This window comes from uncultured Parasphingorhabdus sp. (genome assembly GCF_963677535.2).
Lineage (GTDB): Bacteria > Pseudomonadota > Alphaproteobacteria > Sphingomonadales > Sphingomonadaceae > Parasphingorhabdus.
The window spans coordinates 513,508-528,578 of the sequence record NZ_CAXXUT010000001.1; the positions used below are offsets into that span (position 1 = coordinate 513,508).

10 protein-coding genes and 1 tRNA gene are annotated in these 15,071 nt (G+C 56.3%); 3 read left to right on the forward strand and 8 right to left on the reverse strand.

Features of this window, described 5'->3' with window-relative positions; translation table 11 throughout:
- Window positions 1–44: 44 nt before the first annotated feature.
- Window positions 45–2,603: a TonB-dependent receptor gene (locus ACHZCJ_RS02445; RefSeq protein ID WP_321323601.1), complete on the forward strand. Its 2,559-nt coding sequence runs from the start codon at window positions 45–47 to the stop codon at window positions 2,601–2,603.
- 227 nt (window positions 2,604–2,830) lie between these two features.
- Window positions 2,831–5,782 (forward strand): TonB-dependent receptor domain-containing protein, encoded by a 2,952-nt coding sequence (locus ACHZCJ_RS02450; protein ID WP_321323603.1) that lies wholly within the window; start codon window positions 2,831–2,833, stop codon window positions 5,780–5,782.
- Window positions 5,783–6,138: 356 nt separating this feature from the next.
- On the opposite strand, the gene ACHZCJ_RS02455 is transcribed toward ACHZCJ_RS02450, so the two are convergent.
- The 7 genes from ACHZCJ_RS02455 to ACHZCJ_RS02485 all read right to left on the reverse strand — a co-directional run bounded on the left by ACHZCJ_RS02455 (window position 6,139) and on the right by ACHZCJ_RS02485 (window position 13,403).
- Window positions 6,139–6,214, reverse strand: a tRNA-Thr gene (locus tag ACHZCJ_RS02455).
- Between the two features lie 30 nt (window positions 6,215–6,244).
- The gene (locus ACHZCJ_RS02460; protein ID WP_321323605.1) at window positions 6,245–7,117 is read right to left on the reverse strand and encodes a hypothetical protein; all 873 of its coding nucleotides are present in this window, start codon (window positions 7,115–7,117) and stop codon (window positions 6,245–6,247) included.
- Between the two features lie 85 nt (window positions 7,118–7,202).
- Entirely contained in the window at window positions 7,203–8,450 is a 1,248-nt protein-coding gene (locus ACHZCJ_RS02465; RefSeq protein ID WP_321323607.1) for a mechanosensitive ion channel, read from the reverse strand.
- A 115-nt stretch (window positions 8,451–8,565) separates the two neighbouring features.
- Window positions 8,566–9,564, reverse strand: coding sequence for an NADPH:quinone oxidoreductase family protein (locus ACHZCJ_RS02470; protein WP_321323609.1), 999 nt, complete (start codon window positions 9,562–9,564; stop codon window positions 8,566–8,568).
- Window positions 9,561–10,919, reverse strand: a complete 1,359-nt coding sequence (locus ACHZCJ_RS02475) for a serine hydrolase (RefSeq protein WP_321323611.1) — start codon at window positions 10,917–10,919, stop codon at window positions 9,561–9,563. The genes ACHZCJ_RS02470 and ACHZCJ_RS02475 overlap by 4 nt, the downstream gene beginning before the upstream one ends.
- A complete protein-coding gene (locus tag ACHZCJ_RS02480) occupies window positions 10,900–12,219 on the reverse strand; it encodes a replication-associated recombination protein A (RefSeq protein ID WP_321323613.1) in 1,320 nt (439 codons plus the stop codon). The genes ACHZCJ_RS02475 and ACHZCJ_RS02480 overlap by 20 nt, the downstream gene beginning before the upstream one ends.
- 2 nt (window positions 12,220–12,221) lie before the next feature.
- Window positions 12,222–13,403 carry a glycosyltransferase family 1 protein gene (locus tag ACHZCJ_RS02485; RefSeq protein ID WP_159643058.1) on the reverse strand — a complete coding sequence of 394 codons (1,182 nt, stop codon included), beginning with the start codon at window positions 13,401–13,403 and terminating at the stop codon, window positions 12,222–12,224.
- Window positions 13,404–13,467: 64 nt separating this feature from the next.
- On the opposite strand from ACHZCJ_RS02485, the gene ACHZCJ_RS02490 reads away from it, so the two are divergent.
- Complete coding sequence (locus ACHZCJ_RS02490; RefSeq protein WP_321323616.1) at window positions 13,468–14,121, forward strand: MOSC domain-containing protein; 654 nt, start codon at window positions 13,468–13,470, stop codon at window positions 14,119–14,121.
- A 5-nt stretch (window positions 14,122–14,126) separates the two neighbouring features.
- Here the strand turns inward: ACHZCJ_RS02490 and ACHZCJ_RS02495 are convergent, their stop codons facing one another.
- Window positions 14,127–15,062 carry a hemolysin family protein gene (locus ACHZCJ_RS02495; RefSeq protein ID WP_321323618.1) on the reverse strand — a complete coding sequence of 312 codons (936 nt, stop codon included), beginning with the start codon at window positions 15,060–15,062 and terminating at the stop codon, window positions 14,127–14,129.
- Between the last annotated feature and the right edge of the window lie 9 nt (window positions 15,063–15,071).

The following is a 15,071-nucleotide window of genomic DNA, read 5'->3' on the forward strand; positions in this document are numbered from 1 at the left end:
AAATAGACTCACGGACCGGAAAGGTCGGAGCGCAGGAGAAATTGATGAAAATTGCTAAATTTTTGGCCGCTACTGCACTTGGTGGCGTTGTTACCCTATCGCCTGCCCATGCGCAGGATGTGCAGGAACAGGAAACGTTCGAAGACAATGTGATCGTCGTCACCGCGTCCAAGCGCGAGACGACGTTGCAGGAAACACCCATTTCCGTTTCCGTGACGTCCGGTGAAACGCTTGAAAATGCGCAGATCCGCGATGTGCTTGATCTGCAATCGGTCGCTCCTTCACTGCGTGTCAGCCAGTTGCAGACGTCTTCGGCCTCGACCTTCATCATTCGCGGCTTCGGCAACGGCGACAATAATTTCGGCATCGAGCCATCAGTAGGCGTGTTCATCGATGGGGTATTCCGTTCGCGTTCGGCGGCGGCTCTGTCGGATCTTCCCAATGTCCAGCGTATCGAGGTTCTCAACGGCCCGCAATCGACGCTGTTCGGCAAAAATGCATCGGCCGGCGTAATCTCGGTCGTGACACGCGAACCGCAATTTCAGTTTGGCGGTGCTGTTGAAGCGATTTACGGCAATTATAACAATGTCGTCATCAAAGGAGACGTTACTGGCCCGCTGACCGACAATATCGCTTTCTCGCTCGATGGCAGCTACAACCGGCGCGACGGCTATGCGGAGATTGTCAATCTGGGCGTAGACCAGAACGATCGGAACCGCTGGGCGGCGCGCGGCCAGTTGCTGATCGAGCCAACGGCCGATCTCTCCATTCGCGCGATTGCTGATTATTCGCGGATCGACGAAGTCTGCTGTCAGGTGACCACGGTGGTTGCCGGACCGACTGCCGGAGCAATCCAGTTGCTGGGTGGCCAGTTCTCGACCGACCTGTATGACTATAATGCCTATCTCAACCAGATTCCGATCAACAAGGTCGACAATTATGGTGGATCGGTACAGGTCGATTATGAAGCCGGTGCGCTGTCGTTTACCTCGATTTCCTCCTACCGGGAACTGAAGAACCTGTTCGTTTCGGACATCGACTATACCAGCCTCGATATTGCGAACGAAACCCGCAACCAGAAGGTGAAGACGCTCACCCAGGAATTCCGTGTGACGTCCGACTTCGACGGCCCGGTCAACTTCCTGCTCGGTGGCTATTATTTTGACGAAAGCATCTCGCAGCGCAGCCAGATCGAAAATGGCAGCCAGATTCGTGATTTCTTCGAAATATTGGCTGGTGGTAACCCGGCGGATGTCATTGCCGGGAACCCGAGCGTGTTCAACGGCGTGGAATCGGCTCTTGGCCTGCCGCAGGAATCGATCTTTCTGACGCCGTTGCTGACATCCGAGCAATTCTCGATGGACAATACGTCCTACTCGATCTTCGGCACGGTTGATTTCGAACCGGTCGACGGTCTCGTGTTTACCGGCGGTTTCAACTATACCGATGACAAAAAGGATTTCGCTCTCGCACAGCAAAGCTTTGATCCTCTGGGCCAGATCAATCTGATTGATGCCTTCATTGTTGGCGCGACCAGCGGAACCGTGACCACAAGGGATCAGTTCCAGGCGCTTCCGGCTACGACCCAGCAGGCGCTGCTTGCCGCGGCAACCGATGCCAATGTTAACCCGTTGCTCGGTCTTTCCGCGTTTCAGTTCCAGCCTCCGTTCGTCACCATTCCGAACGCGATTGAAGACGGCAAGACCCGGGATGACAAGTTCACCTATCTGCTGCGGGCATCCTATTCGATCTCTGATCAGGTCAATGTCTACGCCAGCTATGCGACGGGCTTCAAGGCCAGTTCTGTAAACCTGTCACGCGACAGCCGTCCCTCCAACACCGACTATGTTGCAGGTATCGGCGGATCGACTTTTGCAGCGCCGTCATCGCCCATTCTCGATGCCGGCCTGGCGGTGCCCAACCTGAGAAGCGGTTCGCGCTTCGCAGGGCCGGAAAATGCCACCGTCTATGAAGTCGGCCTGAAGGGCCAGTGGCCAGGGTTCGGTTTCAACCTCGCCCTGTTCGACCAGACCATCGAGGGTTTCCAGAGCCTGGCCTTCACCGGCACCGGATTTGCCCTGCAGAACGCAGGTCAGCAGTCGGTCAAAGGCTTCGAGTTTGACAGCAATATAAATCCGGCTGACGGACTGGTGTTCACATTTGCCATGACCTATCTGGACCCGCTTTATGATGATTTTCCGGGCAGCGTTCTGGGCGATCTGACCGGCGCTACGCCAGGCGGTATTCCGGAATTCTCGATATCCACTTCCGCGACCTATTCCCACGAATTCGGCGCGAGCGGAAATATGCTGATCACGCGGATTGACTATAATCACGAAAGCAACACGCCGATCAACAATGGCCTGCCGACCTACAATGCCGATCTCGGCAACACCCAGATTTTCGATCGTGAGGTCAATCTGGTTAACGGCTCGATGACGCTCAAGCTCGAGAATGGTCTGGAAGTCGGTGCCTATGTCCGCAATCTGCTCAATGACAAGTATCTCACGACTGTCTTTGACGGCGTGGCCCAGTCGGGCACGGTGTCCGGCTATCCAAGCGCCCCCCGTACCTATGGCGGAGTCGTGCGCTACAAATTCTGATATTGTACGAAAATTACAAGACAGGGCCCTGCCGGGAAACCGGCAGGGCTTTTTTGTGTCCCAATTGCACCAAATTGTCTTTTTTTGGTGCAAAAATGTAATGCGATCATGCATTTTTTATAATTCTGGCTGGACTTAATCGCGCGATTAGTTGAGTATTCGTTCATCGGGGGGATGAGCAAAAGCTACACTCTCCGGTGATACACATTGGGATTTGGGAGAGAGAAATGCGTAAATCGCTACTATTGGCTGCCACAGCTATATCGGGAATGTCCGCACCTGCCTTGGCGCAGGGTCAGGATAATGACGTCATCGACAGCAACGTCATCATCGTCACCGCACAACGCCAGGCGCAAAGCGCACAGGATGTGCCAATTGCCGTTTCCGCATTTTCGCAAGAGGCGCTTGAAGCGCAACAGATCGAGAACAGTTCCGATCTCCAGCTGACGCTTCCGAACATCACCTTTACCAAAACCAATTTTACCAGTTCGAGCTTCACAATCCGTGGCATCGGCGATCTGTGTGTTGGCACATCCTGCGACCAGGCAACCGCCATCCACCTGAATGATCAGCCGCTATTTTCGACCCGCCTGTTCGAGACAGAGTTTTTCGATCTGGAGCGCGTTGAAGTTCTGCGCGGTCCGCAAGGCACATTGTTCGGACGGAATGCGACCGCCGGGGTGGTCAATGTGGTTAGCGCCAAGCCCAATCTGGGAGAATTCCAGGCTTCCGGTGATGTGGAATATGGCAATTATAATGCGCTCAAGGTCAAGGGAATGGTCAACATTCCGATCGGCGACAGTTTGGCTTTCCGTGGAGCGGGCATTTACGTGAAACGCGATGGCTATACAACCAATCTCAATGGTGGCCCTGATCTCGATGACCGCGAGCTATACTCGATCCGCGGCTCGCTGCGGTTTGAACCGGGGCCGGATACCACGATCGATCTGATGGCTTCCTATTTTCGCGAAGACGACAACCGGATGCGCATCCAGAAACAATATTGCCAACGCGACGAAACCGGTATTCTAGGCTGTCTGAATGCCCGCCGCGATGCGCAATCGTTCAACGGCAATGCCACCTTTACCGCAGCGCTGTCCTCGCAGGAATTCCTCGCCACTCAAGGGATACCAACCGCCTTTGCGCTAGGAAGCCTCTACGGTCCGGATCAATATGAAGGTATCGGCATCCCTGCCGATCCGCGGACGGTGAACACGGCATTCTCGCCTGAATATTTCACCAGCGAACTGACTTTCCAGGGCAAGATCGAGCATGACTTCGGACCGATCAGCGCCCAGCTTTCGGGTACCTATCAGAAGGTGAAGCTGGATTCCCGACAGGATTATAACAATAATATCGGCCGCCGGGATATCTATGCTCCCGGCTTGAACACACTTGCCGCCGCAGCAGCCGGCTTGGTTCCGGGCCTGCCGGCAGCCTATTTTGCGCCGCTTGCCGCCGCAATCATCCCCAATGGACCGGATGGCGTGCTATGTACGTCGGACACGGACACGATCGGTCTCGGGGCATTTGGCGGAAACAGCAATTGTTCAATGACGCCGCTGCAATATGACCGATCCAATCAATATAATAGCAGCTGGTCGGCGGAAGCGATAATCTCGAGTGATCTGGACGGACCGTTCAATTTCCTCCTTGGCGGCATCTATGCCGATTATCATCTGACCGAGAACAGCTATTATGTGAATGCGTTCGCGATCGATTATGTTGCCGGTCTGCTCGGCAGCTTCACGTCTCTGGGCGGGGGTTTGCCGCCATCGTACCTCGGTACTCCCTATTTCCGGAACAATACCGATGACCTGACGGTCAAATCCTACGGCCTGTTCGGCGAAGTCTATTTTGACATCAGCGACAGCCTCAAACTGACCGGTGGCTTGCGCTATAATAATGACAAGAAAACTGTGCAGGCGCGTTCAACTCTGGCCAGCTTCCTGGTCCCGTACAGCCAGACCACCAATGCGTTTGAATCGCCTTATGTCGGATCTTTCGATGCAGATCCCGGCACGGTTGGCAACCAGATCTACCAGAATCGCGAGGTCAAGTATAACGAGATCACCGGACGGGCCGTAATCGACTACAAGATCACCGATGACAACCTGATCTATGCATCCTATTCCCGTGGCTACAAATCCGGCGGTATAAACCCGCCACTGCAACCGATTTTCGAGGTTCCGGAATCCTTCCGGCCAGAACAGGTGGATGCGTTTGAAATCGGTTCGAAAAACACCTTCGGTGATGGAGCGCTGCAACTCAATGTGACAGCCTTCTATTACAAATATAAGGATCTGCAACTGAGCAAGATTGTCGCACGAACAGCCGTGAACGAGAATATCGATGCCGATATTTACGGTGCGGAAGTCGAAGCGATCATCCGTCCCGATCCGGACTGGATGATCAATCTGGGTTTCAGTTATCTGCACACCGAAGTGAAGGGCGATACGTTTAACAGCGATCCCCGCGATTTCGGTGGCGGCCGGTCCGATGCGGTGATTATCAAGGATATCACCAATGCATCCAACTGTGCGGTGGCTTCGACATCCGGAAATGCAGCGGGAGTTAACCAGTTCGTCAACTCGGTGAACAGTGTCATCAACGCCGGTCTGGTTCCGGGACTTGCGGCCGGGGCAGGACTCCAGCCTACGGTTTCCTTCCCGGATGATGGCGGCATTGCTTCCACTGGTGCCTTCGGTATCTGCGGCGTGCTTGAAGCAGCGGCTGCGGGTGCATTTGCCGGGGCCGGACTCGATCCAGCTGCATTTGGCGGAGTTGAATATTTTGCCGCGGGCGTTCCCAAGAATATTCGCGGAAATGACCTGCCGCAGGCGCCGCAGCTAAAATTCTCGGTCGGTGTCCAATATACGCATAATTTCGACAATGGCATGAGCCTGGTGCCGCGTGTTGACCTCGCTTATACCGGAGAAAGTTACGGCAGCATCTTCAACGGCAATGTCAACCAGATCGACGGCTATGCGCAGGCCAATGCGCAGATACAGCTGAACGGCACGGATGACCGCTGGTATGTTCGGGGCTTCATCCAGAATATATTCGACAGCAACTCGGAAACCGGACTTTATGTGACGGACCAGTCGTCCGGTCTCTACACCAATGTCTTCACGCTGGAGCCCCGGCGCTACGGTATCGGTGCCGGCTTCAAATTCTGATCTGAAACGATAATGCTGACAGACGAGCCCTGCCGGGAGACCGGCGGGGCTTTTTGCAACTCGTTGAAAAGTCTGTTCACAAAAGAACGGACGGATCCGGATTTGCGAAAACCCTCGACACGGGCCGTTTTTGCCAAGCCGGAATAAAATTGACCAAGATTGGATCCGTTGCGCAGAAACATGCAAGAAGCATAAGGTCCTACTGTGCTATGGATCCGGCAGACAGGCTAGTCTCCCTGCGATGGCCAGGCGGCTGCCTTGCCAAATCTGCAAGATGATCGGGAAAGCCCCAGCTTGCTCGCGCTTCGGTTTTTTTGCTGCCGTCGATCGCCCGGATCAACTTCAATCCGTAAAAATGGTGCCGAATATCCGACTCGAACGGATGACCTACCGCTTACAAGGCGGTTGCTCTACCAGCTGAGCTAATTCGGCATACACTGGATTTGCTGGGCGCTATTAGCGTCAAACCACGCCAAAGGTCCAGCCTTCTTTTTGCGCGATTTCATCGGTCAGGGCAGGCGGGTTCCAGAGCGCCGGATAGGCCGCGGACCGCTTCATCCATGCCGCCGTAATCAGCGCATCGGTGCTATGGTCGTCATAGCGGGGCAGCCTTGACGGGACAGGCGTATCAAGCCGTGTCAGGGCGCGTTTAAGTCCGGCGCGATCACGGACCTTGCTGCGGCCTTTGGGCTGACCCGCGGCCAGCGCCGCGATGGTGGTATATATTTCGACAATGACGGGACCGGATTCGGGCACGGGGTCAAAAGGCCAGATCGGAATCGCGCCATCGAGCTGATTGAGCAGGCGCATACCGGTCAGGCTGGATTTTCCCACCTGCGCCGCGCCGACCAGATTGAAGCAGCTGGCGCTGTTGGCTTGCCGGGTTTCACGCTGATGACGCTCGACTGCGCGCAAGCGGCCGCTGCCGCCGGTAAACAGGTCGCCAACCCGGCCTTGCCCGTGGCGGAAATGACGGCTCGCCTGCGGGTGTTCGAGAAAGCTCGTGACATTGAGATGGGGGTCATCAGCACTGAGTCCATCGATCTGACGCCACAGGTTTTTCGCATCAATAGGACTGTCTTCCCACTCCGGGAAATAAGCCTCCTGATCAAAAAACGGCAGCGCCATCGACAGGTCAAAGCCGATCAGAATATCCCGCTGCGTCGCTGCATGGCCGAGCAGCCAATCCAAGACATCAGCCCGCGACCAGCGCGGTTCGGGCGATAGCAGGGCAGGGGGACCTTCAGGACCGATAATCGCGACCGCGATTCCGGGGGGCCGTTCGGTCCTGGCGCCCGACCAGTCGATGCAGGCAAATTGGGAGAAGTTTCGCACTCGGCAACCCTAGCGGATTGCTCGGGCAAAAGAAAAGGGCGAGTCCAGTGGACCCGCCCTTGTTCTATAACTTGTCAGCCCGTGCCTATTTCTTGGCGGCCGGTTTTGTCGCCGCAGGCTTCCGCGCTGCGGGCTTACGGGCTGCGGGTGCCTTGGGTTTTGGCGGATTGTTGCGAAGGTCCTCAAGAACCTTGCCGGCAACATCGCGACCACCCCAGCCAAAAGCGAGAGCTGCCGCTGCTGCGCCGCCAATCACCAGCGCTGTGAAGGCGGTCTGAACAATCTCCTCGCCCACGCCCATGAACTGCAGACCCATGAAGGTGAACAGGATGATGGTGGCATAGCGGATGATCGTCGCCGCCATGCTGCTTTCGTCCGCAGCGCTCATTACCCGAGCCAGCAGATTGGCAATCAGGAAACCTGCCATGATCACAACACCGCCGAATATGACCCGGCCACCGAGTTCAAGCACCTGGTCCAGTATCTGGGTCAGTTCCGGAAAACCGAGCAGACGCGTTGCTGCGATAGCAAAGAAGAGCATGATGCCGATCTGTGCAATACGTGCCAAAATGGACGTCAGAGAGGTTTTCTCGGGCAATATTCCGATCGCCGCAACCGATTGGTCAACGCCAAGACCGGGCAGGATATCCTTGATGATCTGGACAACAAATTTGCTGATCAAATAGCCGAGTCCCAAGGTGATCGCTGCCGAGAAAATGGCGGGCAATGCCTGGAAGATAGTCCGCAGCATCTCGCTGGCCGGTCCCGAAATTGACTCGATATCGAGAATGTCGAGCGCGAAAATCGCGACGAAGATAACAGTCAAAGCATAGACAATCGAACCGATTGTCGACGAAATCTGGCTATTGCCGGTAGCCGTGTCGATACCGCCCCGGTTGGCCCATTTGTCAAAGTCGAATGTCTGCAAGGCGGTTACCACGAGATCGCGCAATATATCGGCGATCTTGAGGCCGACGAAAAAGACAACCACTGCCATCACAATGCCGGGCAATGCCTGCATCACGGTGTTGAGCAGTCCCTCGATTGGCTGCACAACGCCACCGAGGCCGAACACGGTCAGAACAGCAATCAGGCCAAACAGCCAGATCAACAGGCTGGCGATTTTGCCCAGCGATTCCCCAAGCGATGCTCCCGAACCGGTATCACGGCGCAAAAATCCGATATTGTCTACCAGCTTTGCAAAGGCCCATTTGGCGGCCTTCGCCAAAAACCAAGTGATAAGAAGAATGATGACCGCCAGGCCGATCTTCTGTCCTATTTCTATGGCGAGCTCCGTATCCAGAGCGTAATTGCCTATTCGCATACCATCCATATAGCATCCCCTGCTTAAAAAAAGTTTCGACTGATATCTTGTTACCACATTTCGCGGTGGATAGACAGTTATCAATAGCAAGCCGGCTGAGAGGAAGCGTAAATAGTCGTAAAGATCAGTCGCCTGGAATCATTTCTATTACAACCCGCCCAATGGCTTCGCGCCTTTCGAGCACCCTTAGCGCCTCCGCAGTATCGGCGAGCGCAAAGCGGTGGGAAATATGCGGCCGCATGGCACCCTCGGCGGCCAGTTGCTGCAGCGCGGCACTTTGGCGCCGGGCAAGCTCGGGATCCCGGCGCGGGCTCTCTCCGGCACGCACACCAATCAGGCTGTAGGTCTTGATCATGGCATGATTGGCCGGGAAAGCCGGAATTTTACCGCTGGCAAAGCCGATTATGAGGTATCGGCCGTTCCAGGCGATGGCCCGTGTGGCCGTCAGCGCCAGATCACCCCCGACCGGATCATAGACAAGATCGACACCTTTGCCGTCGGTCAATGCCTTCACCCGGGCGGCCAAATCCGCAGCCGTTGGATTGAGAACATGATCGGCCCCTGCAGCCAGAATGGTCTTGCGCTTATCGTCGCTTGAACCGGTGCCGATGACCGTTGCGCCGATATGCTTGGCCATCTTGACGGCAGCCATACCGACCCCGCCGCTTGCACCGAGAACAAGGACAGACTCTCCCTTCCGGAGGTGGCCCCGCTCGACCAGTGCATGCCAGGCGGTTGAACCGGCAGCTTGCCAACTGGCGCCTTCGCTGAAGGAAAGAGCGTCGGGCAGGGGCGATGCGGCAGCGGCCCTGACGACCCATTGTTCGGCCAGCGCGCCCCCTTTTCCGCCCGTCATGACCCGGTCACCCGGCGTGAAAATGTCAACATCGGAGGCGACTTCGATCACCTCGCCGGCCGCTTCCATGCCGGGAATGAACGGTGGATCGGGCCGAAACTGATATTTGCCCTCGGTCATCAACAGATCGGGAAAATTCAGCCCCGCCGCGTGGACCAGAATACGGATCTCGCCGCTTCGCAACGGCTTCGCTTGCTGCTCCAGGATCCGGATGGAGGAAGGGCCGCCGAGGTCCGTGCAGACGGCGGCCTGATATTTGTCACTCATGATTTTCCTGCTGCTATCACGTCTCTGATGAATGTTTCGATATCGAAACGATTGTCGCTGCTGTCATAACCCCGGCGGACGATCACCATGTCGAGCGAAGGTATGATCACAAGATACTGGCCGCGATTGCCAAAGCCGGCAAAGCTGTCGTCTGGAATCCCCGGTGATTTGTTCATCAGCCAGAAGGTCGCACCATAGCCGAACGCTCGATTTTCAGGCTGCGGTCCGGATGGCTTGCTGACATAGTCCCGCCAGTTCTCCGGCAGCAACGTTTCGCCGTTCCACGATCCATTATCGAGATAGAGCATGCCGAGCCGGCCCAAGTCCCGCGCTGTGGTCCACACCTGGCTGGAAAGGATATAATGACCTTGCCAGTCGGTTTCGGCATAGGTCCGCGTCATGCCAAGCTTCAGGAAGAGGATGAAAGGATCGAACTCCGGATGTTGCTGCCGGGCAGCATGAACCGCGAGCAACGTGTCGTTATTTGCGTAGCGAAAGCGGATGCCCGGTTTATAGAGCAAGGGCCATGCGGTGGCTCGTTCGGTGACGCTTGCCCCGCCCATATAAAGTGGATCGGTGCGGTTTCCGGCGGTATCATTGACCAACCCGCTGCTCATCCGCATCAATTGATCGATAGTGAGCGATGCGCGGGGATCGCCCTGTCTCTGCCATTCGGGAATCTGTACCGGAGCAAATATGTTCAGCTTTTTCTGCTCGACCGAATATCCGATAAGGGTGCCGGCGATGGATTTTGCGACCGACCATGTCCGCTGCGCGGTGTGCAGATCGTGCCCTTTCTTGTAGGATTCCGCGACGATCTTGCCGTTTCTTATGATCAGCACAGCGCTGGTTTTTCCGCCATATGTCTCTGTTTGAAACGCTTGTTCGGCTGTCGTCCGGAAAGCGGCCGGCCGGGCCGTCGCCGCCGAAAGCGCTTCGCGGTCACCCATCGGCCAAGTCCGATCGTCGAAATATCTCCGCTCAGCCGGCGTGGGGCGGATTTCCGTTTGTTCAAAACCGATTGGCATGGACATACAACCGGTTTCGCTATTCCAGACGGCAATCCGCGGCGGGGCATCTTCGGCGAAAGGCACCCGCACTTCGCGCCTTGCCATATCAATGTCTTCAACCAAAAGAGGAACGGTTTCCGCCACCCGATCATAGATACCGGTCAGTTCGTCGTCCTTGATATCAGCCAGCGATTTTCCGCCGTTCCACAGCCCAGAACAGATGAATTGTGCTTTGTAACCGGCCGCCAAAGCCCGGACATAACGCGCCATTTCGTCGCTCTGGGCCATGGCGCTGCTGCTCAGCAGGGCACCGACGACACAGATATTAGCGAGTTTTTTCAGCACGCAGTTTCTCCCAAAAATCCAGCCGTTCCCTTATTTTGTGCTCGAAGCCGCGATCCACCGGATGGTAGAATTGCTGCGCCTGCATATCTTCCGGCCAGTAATTACCGCCCGAAAACCCGTCATCGCTTTCATGATCATAGCTGTAACCGGAACCATAGCCGATTTCCTTCATGAGTTTGGTCGGTGCGTTCAATATATTCTGCGGCGGCATTAGCGAACCGGTGTCTTTGGCAGATTTCCAAGCGGCTTTTTGCGCCCTATAGGCGGCGTTGGATTTCGGCGCGGTCGCGCAATAGAGACAGGCCTGTACGATGGCCAGTTCGCCCTCCGGACTGCCAAGAAATTCATAGGCCTGTTTTGCCGACAGCGCCTGCACCAGAGCCTGCGGATCTGCCATGCCGATATCCTCGCTGGCAAATCGGACGATCCGGCGCAGCAAGAATAGAGGTTGTTCCCCGGCAACCAACATTCTCGCAAGATAATATAGGGATGCTTGCGGATCGGATCCGCGCATCGCTTTGTGAAGCGCCGAGATCAGATTATAATGGCCTTCGCGATCCTTGTCGTAGACGGCCATCCGGCGATGCAGGATTTTGGCGAGACTCCCCGGGGCCAGCGGATCCTTGATATCCAGCGACAGCAATGTTTCAGCCTGATTGAGCAGAAAGCGGCCATCACCATCGGCACTGGCAATCAGCGCCTCTCTGGCTTCCCTGGTAAGCGGCAGGGATTGCTGCTCCAGTGCCTCTGCCTTTGCCAGCAATTGTCCCAGCGCATTGCTGTCGAGCCTGTTCAGAATCAGCACCTGGGCGCGGCTGAGCAGGGCGGCATTGAGCTCAAAGGACGGATTCTCGGTAGTCGCACCAACAAGAACCACGGCGCCGCGCTCGACATATGGGAGGAAGCTGTCCTGTTGCGACCGGTTGAACCGATGGATTTCATCTACGAACAACAGAGTGGCCTTGCCCGACTGAAAATGCATCTCGGCTTCGGCGAAAACCTTTTTCAGTTCGGCAACGCCGGAAAAGACCGCGGAAATCGCCTTGAAATGCAAGTCTGTCTGATCGGCCAATAACCGAGCAAGACTGGTTTTTCCGGTCCCGGGCGGCCCCCATAAAATCATCGAGGAAAGCCTGCCGGCGGCGACCATTCGGGCTATTGTCCCGTCCGCTCCGACAAGATGGTCCTGACCAACAATCTCTTCCAGAACACGGGGGCGCAGCCGGTCTGCCAGTGGCGCGTCCGGCGTGGATTCAGGCGCGTCCTCCTGCCCGTCGTCCTCGTCGAAAAGGCCCTGCATGGCTAGCGGACTGCCGCTTGCTGTATCGGGCCGTGGCCGGCCTGCCGCTGGCGGACCAGACGGATATAGGTTTGCGCCACCACATTGTTGATCTGGTCCCAGCTATAGTCCTCGGCACGCTGTTCGCCGGCGGAGCCATGGGCATTGCGCAGATCGCTGTTCTGGCAATAGAGTTGCAGTGCATCGGCAAATTCGCGAACCGCGCCGGGGGTCACCAGCTTGCCGGATTCGTTATTCTTGACGAGGCTCTGGCTTCCCGTGGCCTTTGCCGCAACGACGGGCAGTCCGCAGGCCATCGCCTCCAGAGTTACATTGCCGAACGTCTCGGTGATTGAGGGATTGAACAGCATATCCATGCTGGCCACCGCGCGACCGAGATCGCTGCCTTGCTGAAATCCGACGAACGCAGCACCGGGGATCCTGTCTTCGAACCATTGCTGGGCCGGTCCTTCTCCAATCACCAGAATCTTGTGCGCCACCTTACGGCGTTTCAACTCGTCGATCGTGTCCGAAAAAACGTCGAGCCCTTTCTCCATGACCAGTCGACCGAGAAAGCCGATCACGGGCATATCATCCTCTATGTCCAGCGACTGCCGCCACGCCAGATCGCGCCGTCCGGAATGGAATATTTCGCGATCGACACCGCGCGACCAGATACCGATGTCATAGTTCATCCGCTGGTCCCTCAAAACTTGCGCCATTGATTCCGAGGGTGCGACCAGCGCGTCGCAACGGCGATAAAGGCGGCGCAAGATCGCTTCGATCACCGGCTCCAGAAAAGCGAGATTATAATAACGAGGATAGGTTTCAAACCGGGTATGGACCGATGCCAGTACCGGAATATTCTGGCGACGGGCCCAGGACACCATCTTGTGACCGACGCGGTCGGGGCTGGAAATCTGCATGATATTCGGATTGAACTGGGCCAGATCCTTGCGCACGTCCCCGGAAATCCGCGTGGGAAAACGATATTCGCCGCGGCCGGGAAAGGCGACCGACGGCACGCTGACCAGGTCTCCTGTCGGCTCAAAGGCAGGCGTGTCAGTGGTCGGGGAATAGACCCGCACAGCGGCCCCCTGCCGCAACAAATAGTCGACCAGACGGTTGAGCGCCTGGTTTGCACCATCGCGCACAAAATTATAATTGCCGCTGTAGAGCGCAATACGAAGATCACTGATTTTCATTCGCGCCTTCAAGCATAATAGCTGGCGAATTGCCAATATGAACTTGGTCGGCTAGCAGAGGAACATGATAAAGACCCGGCTCGACCAGTTGCTCATCGGCACCCCGAAACCCTTTCGCAAAGACGGTGAAACAAGCGCCATTGTCAAAACGCCGGTCGAGGATGCCAGAATGCTCGGCTTTGATGGCCTGTCCGGCAATCAGGTCGCCGATCAGGTCCACCATGGCGGCCGGGACAAGGCTGTCCATCTCTATCCGGCAGATCATTATGCGTTCTGGCAGGACAGATATCCTGATCTTGAGCTGCTCGAGCATCCCGGGGCGTTCGGAGAGAATTTTAGCTGCACCGGCATGAGTGAGGACCGGCTCTGTCTCGGCGATATTTTTCGGCTAGGCGAAGCGCTGATCCAGTGCAGCCATGCCCGGCAACCTTGCTGGAAACTCAATCATCATTTTGGCAAAGCGGATGTTCTGAAAACCATCGTGAAAACCGGCAAATCCGGCTGCTATTTTCGCGTTCTGGAAACAGGAAAGGTGAGGGCAGGAGACCATTTCATCCAGCAGGCCCGCCCTTTGCCCGAATGGCCGCTCGACAGACTGTTCGGCCTGATTATCGGCGGCGGACACAAGGGGCGTAACGCGGAGCTTGAAATGCTGGCCAAAAACCCGCTGCTGGCAGAGAGTTGGCGGCTGCGGGCAGGGCAACTGGCCGCAGCCTGAGTGGACTAGATCTGCTCCGACTTTGGCGGGTGCAGGCGCAATTTCGTCACGCGCCGATCATCCGCTTCGGTGATTTCCAGTATCCAGCCGCTGGGATGTTCCAGCTTTTCGCCGACGACCGGTATATGACCGGCCAGGACGAACGACAGACCGCCGATTGTATCGACATCTTCGTCGATGATTTCCAGCGCCGGATCAACGGCCTCGCCGACATCATCCAGTTCGGCTCTCGCGTCCGCTTCCCAGATACCATTTTCCAGCTGAACCAGCATAGGAACCGGTTCATCATCATGCTCGTCTTCGATCTCGCCGGTGATTTCCTCGACAATATCCTCGATCGTGACGAGGCCTTCGGTACCATTATATTCGTCAAAGATGATGGCTAAATGAGTGCGCGTCGCCCGCATTTCGGCGAGCAGGTCGAGCACGCCCATGGATTCGGGCACGAAGCGCGGTTGCCGGAGGAAGGGGCTAATGTCATCGGGATGTTCGTCCCCTCTGGCAACGATCGCGAAGATATCCTTGATATGGATCATGCCGATAATATTGTCGAGATTCTCCCGATAGACCGGAATCCGGCTGTGGCCGTGTTCGGAAAAAATATCGACGAAATCGCTGAAAGGCGCGCTTTCCTCAATGGCTATGATGTCGGCGCGTGGCACCGCGATATCATCGACCCTATGCTCGCTAAAATGCAGCATATTGCGCAGCATTTCCAATTCCAGCGACGAAACGTCAGGCGGATTATTGGGGTCTGCCTCGGCGTCGCTCTCATGATCGTCGATGACTTCTTCGATCTGCGCGCGCAGGCTGTTGTCTTCGTTATTGCCGAATAGCAGAGCCTTCAGGCTCTGCCATATTCGCCCGGGTTCCTCATCTTCCTTGGATTGGCTGCTGCTGCGCGCCGCACCGGTAGCATTATCATTTTCAACGTCGGTCATTCTGTTTCT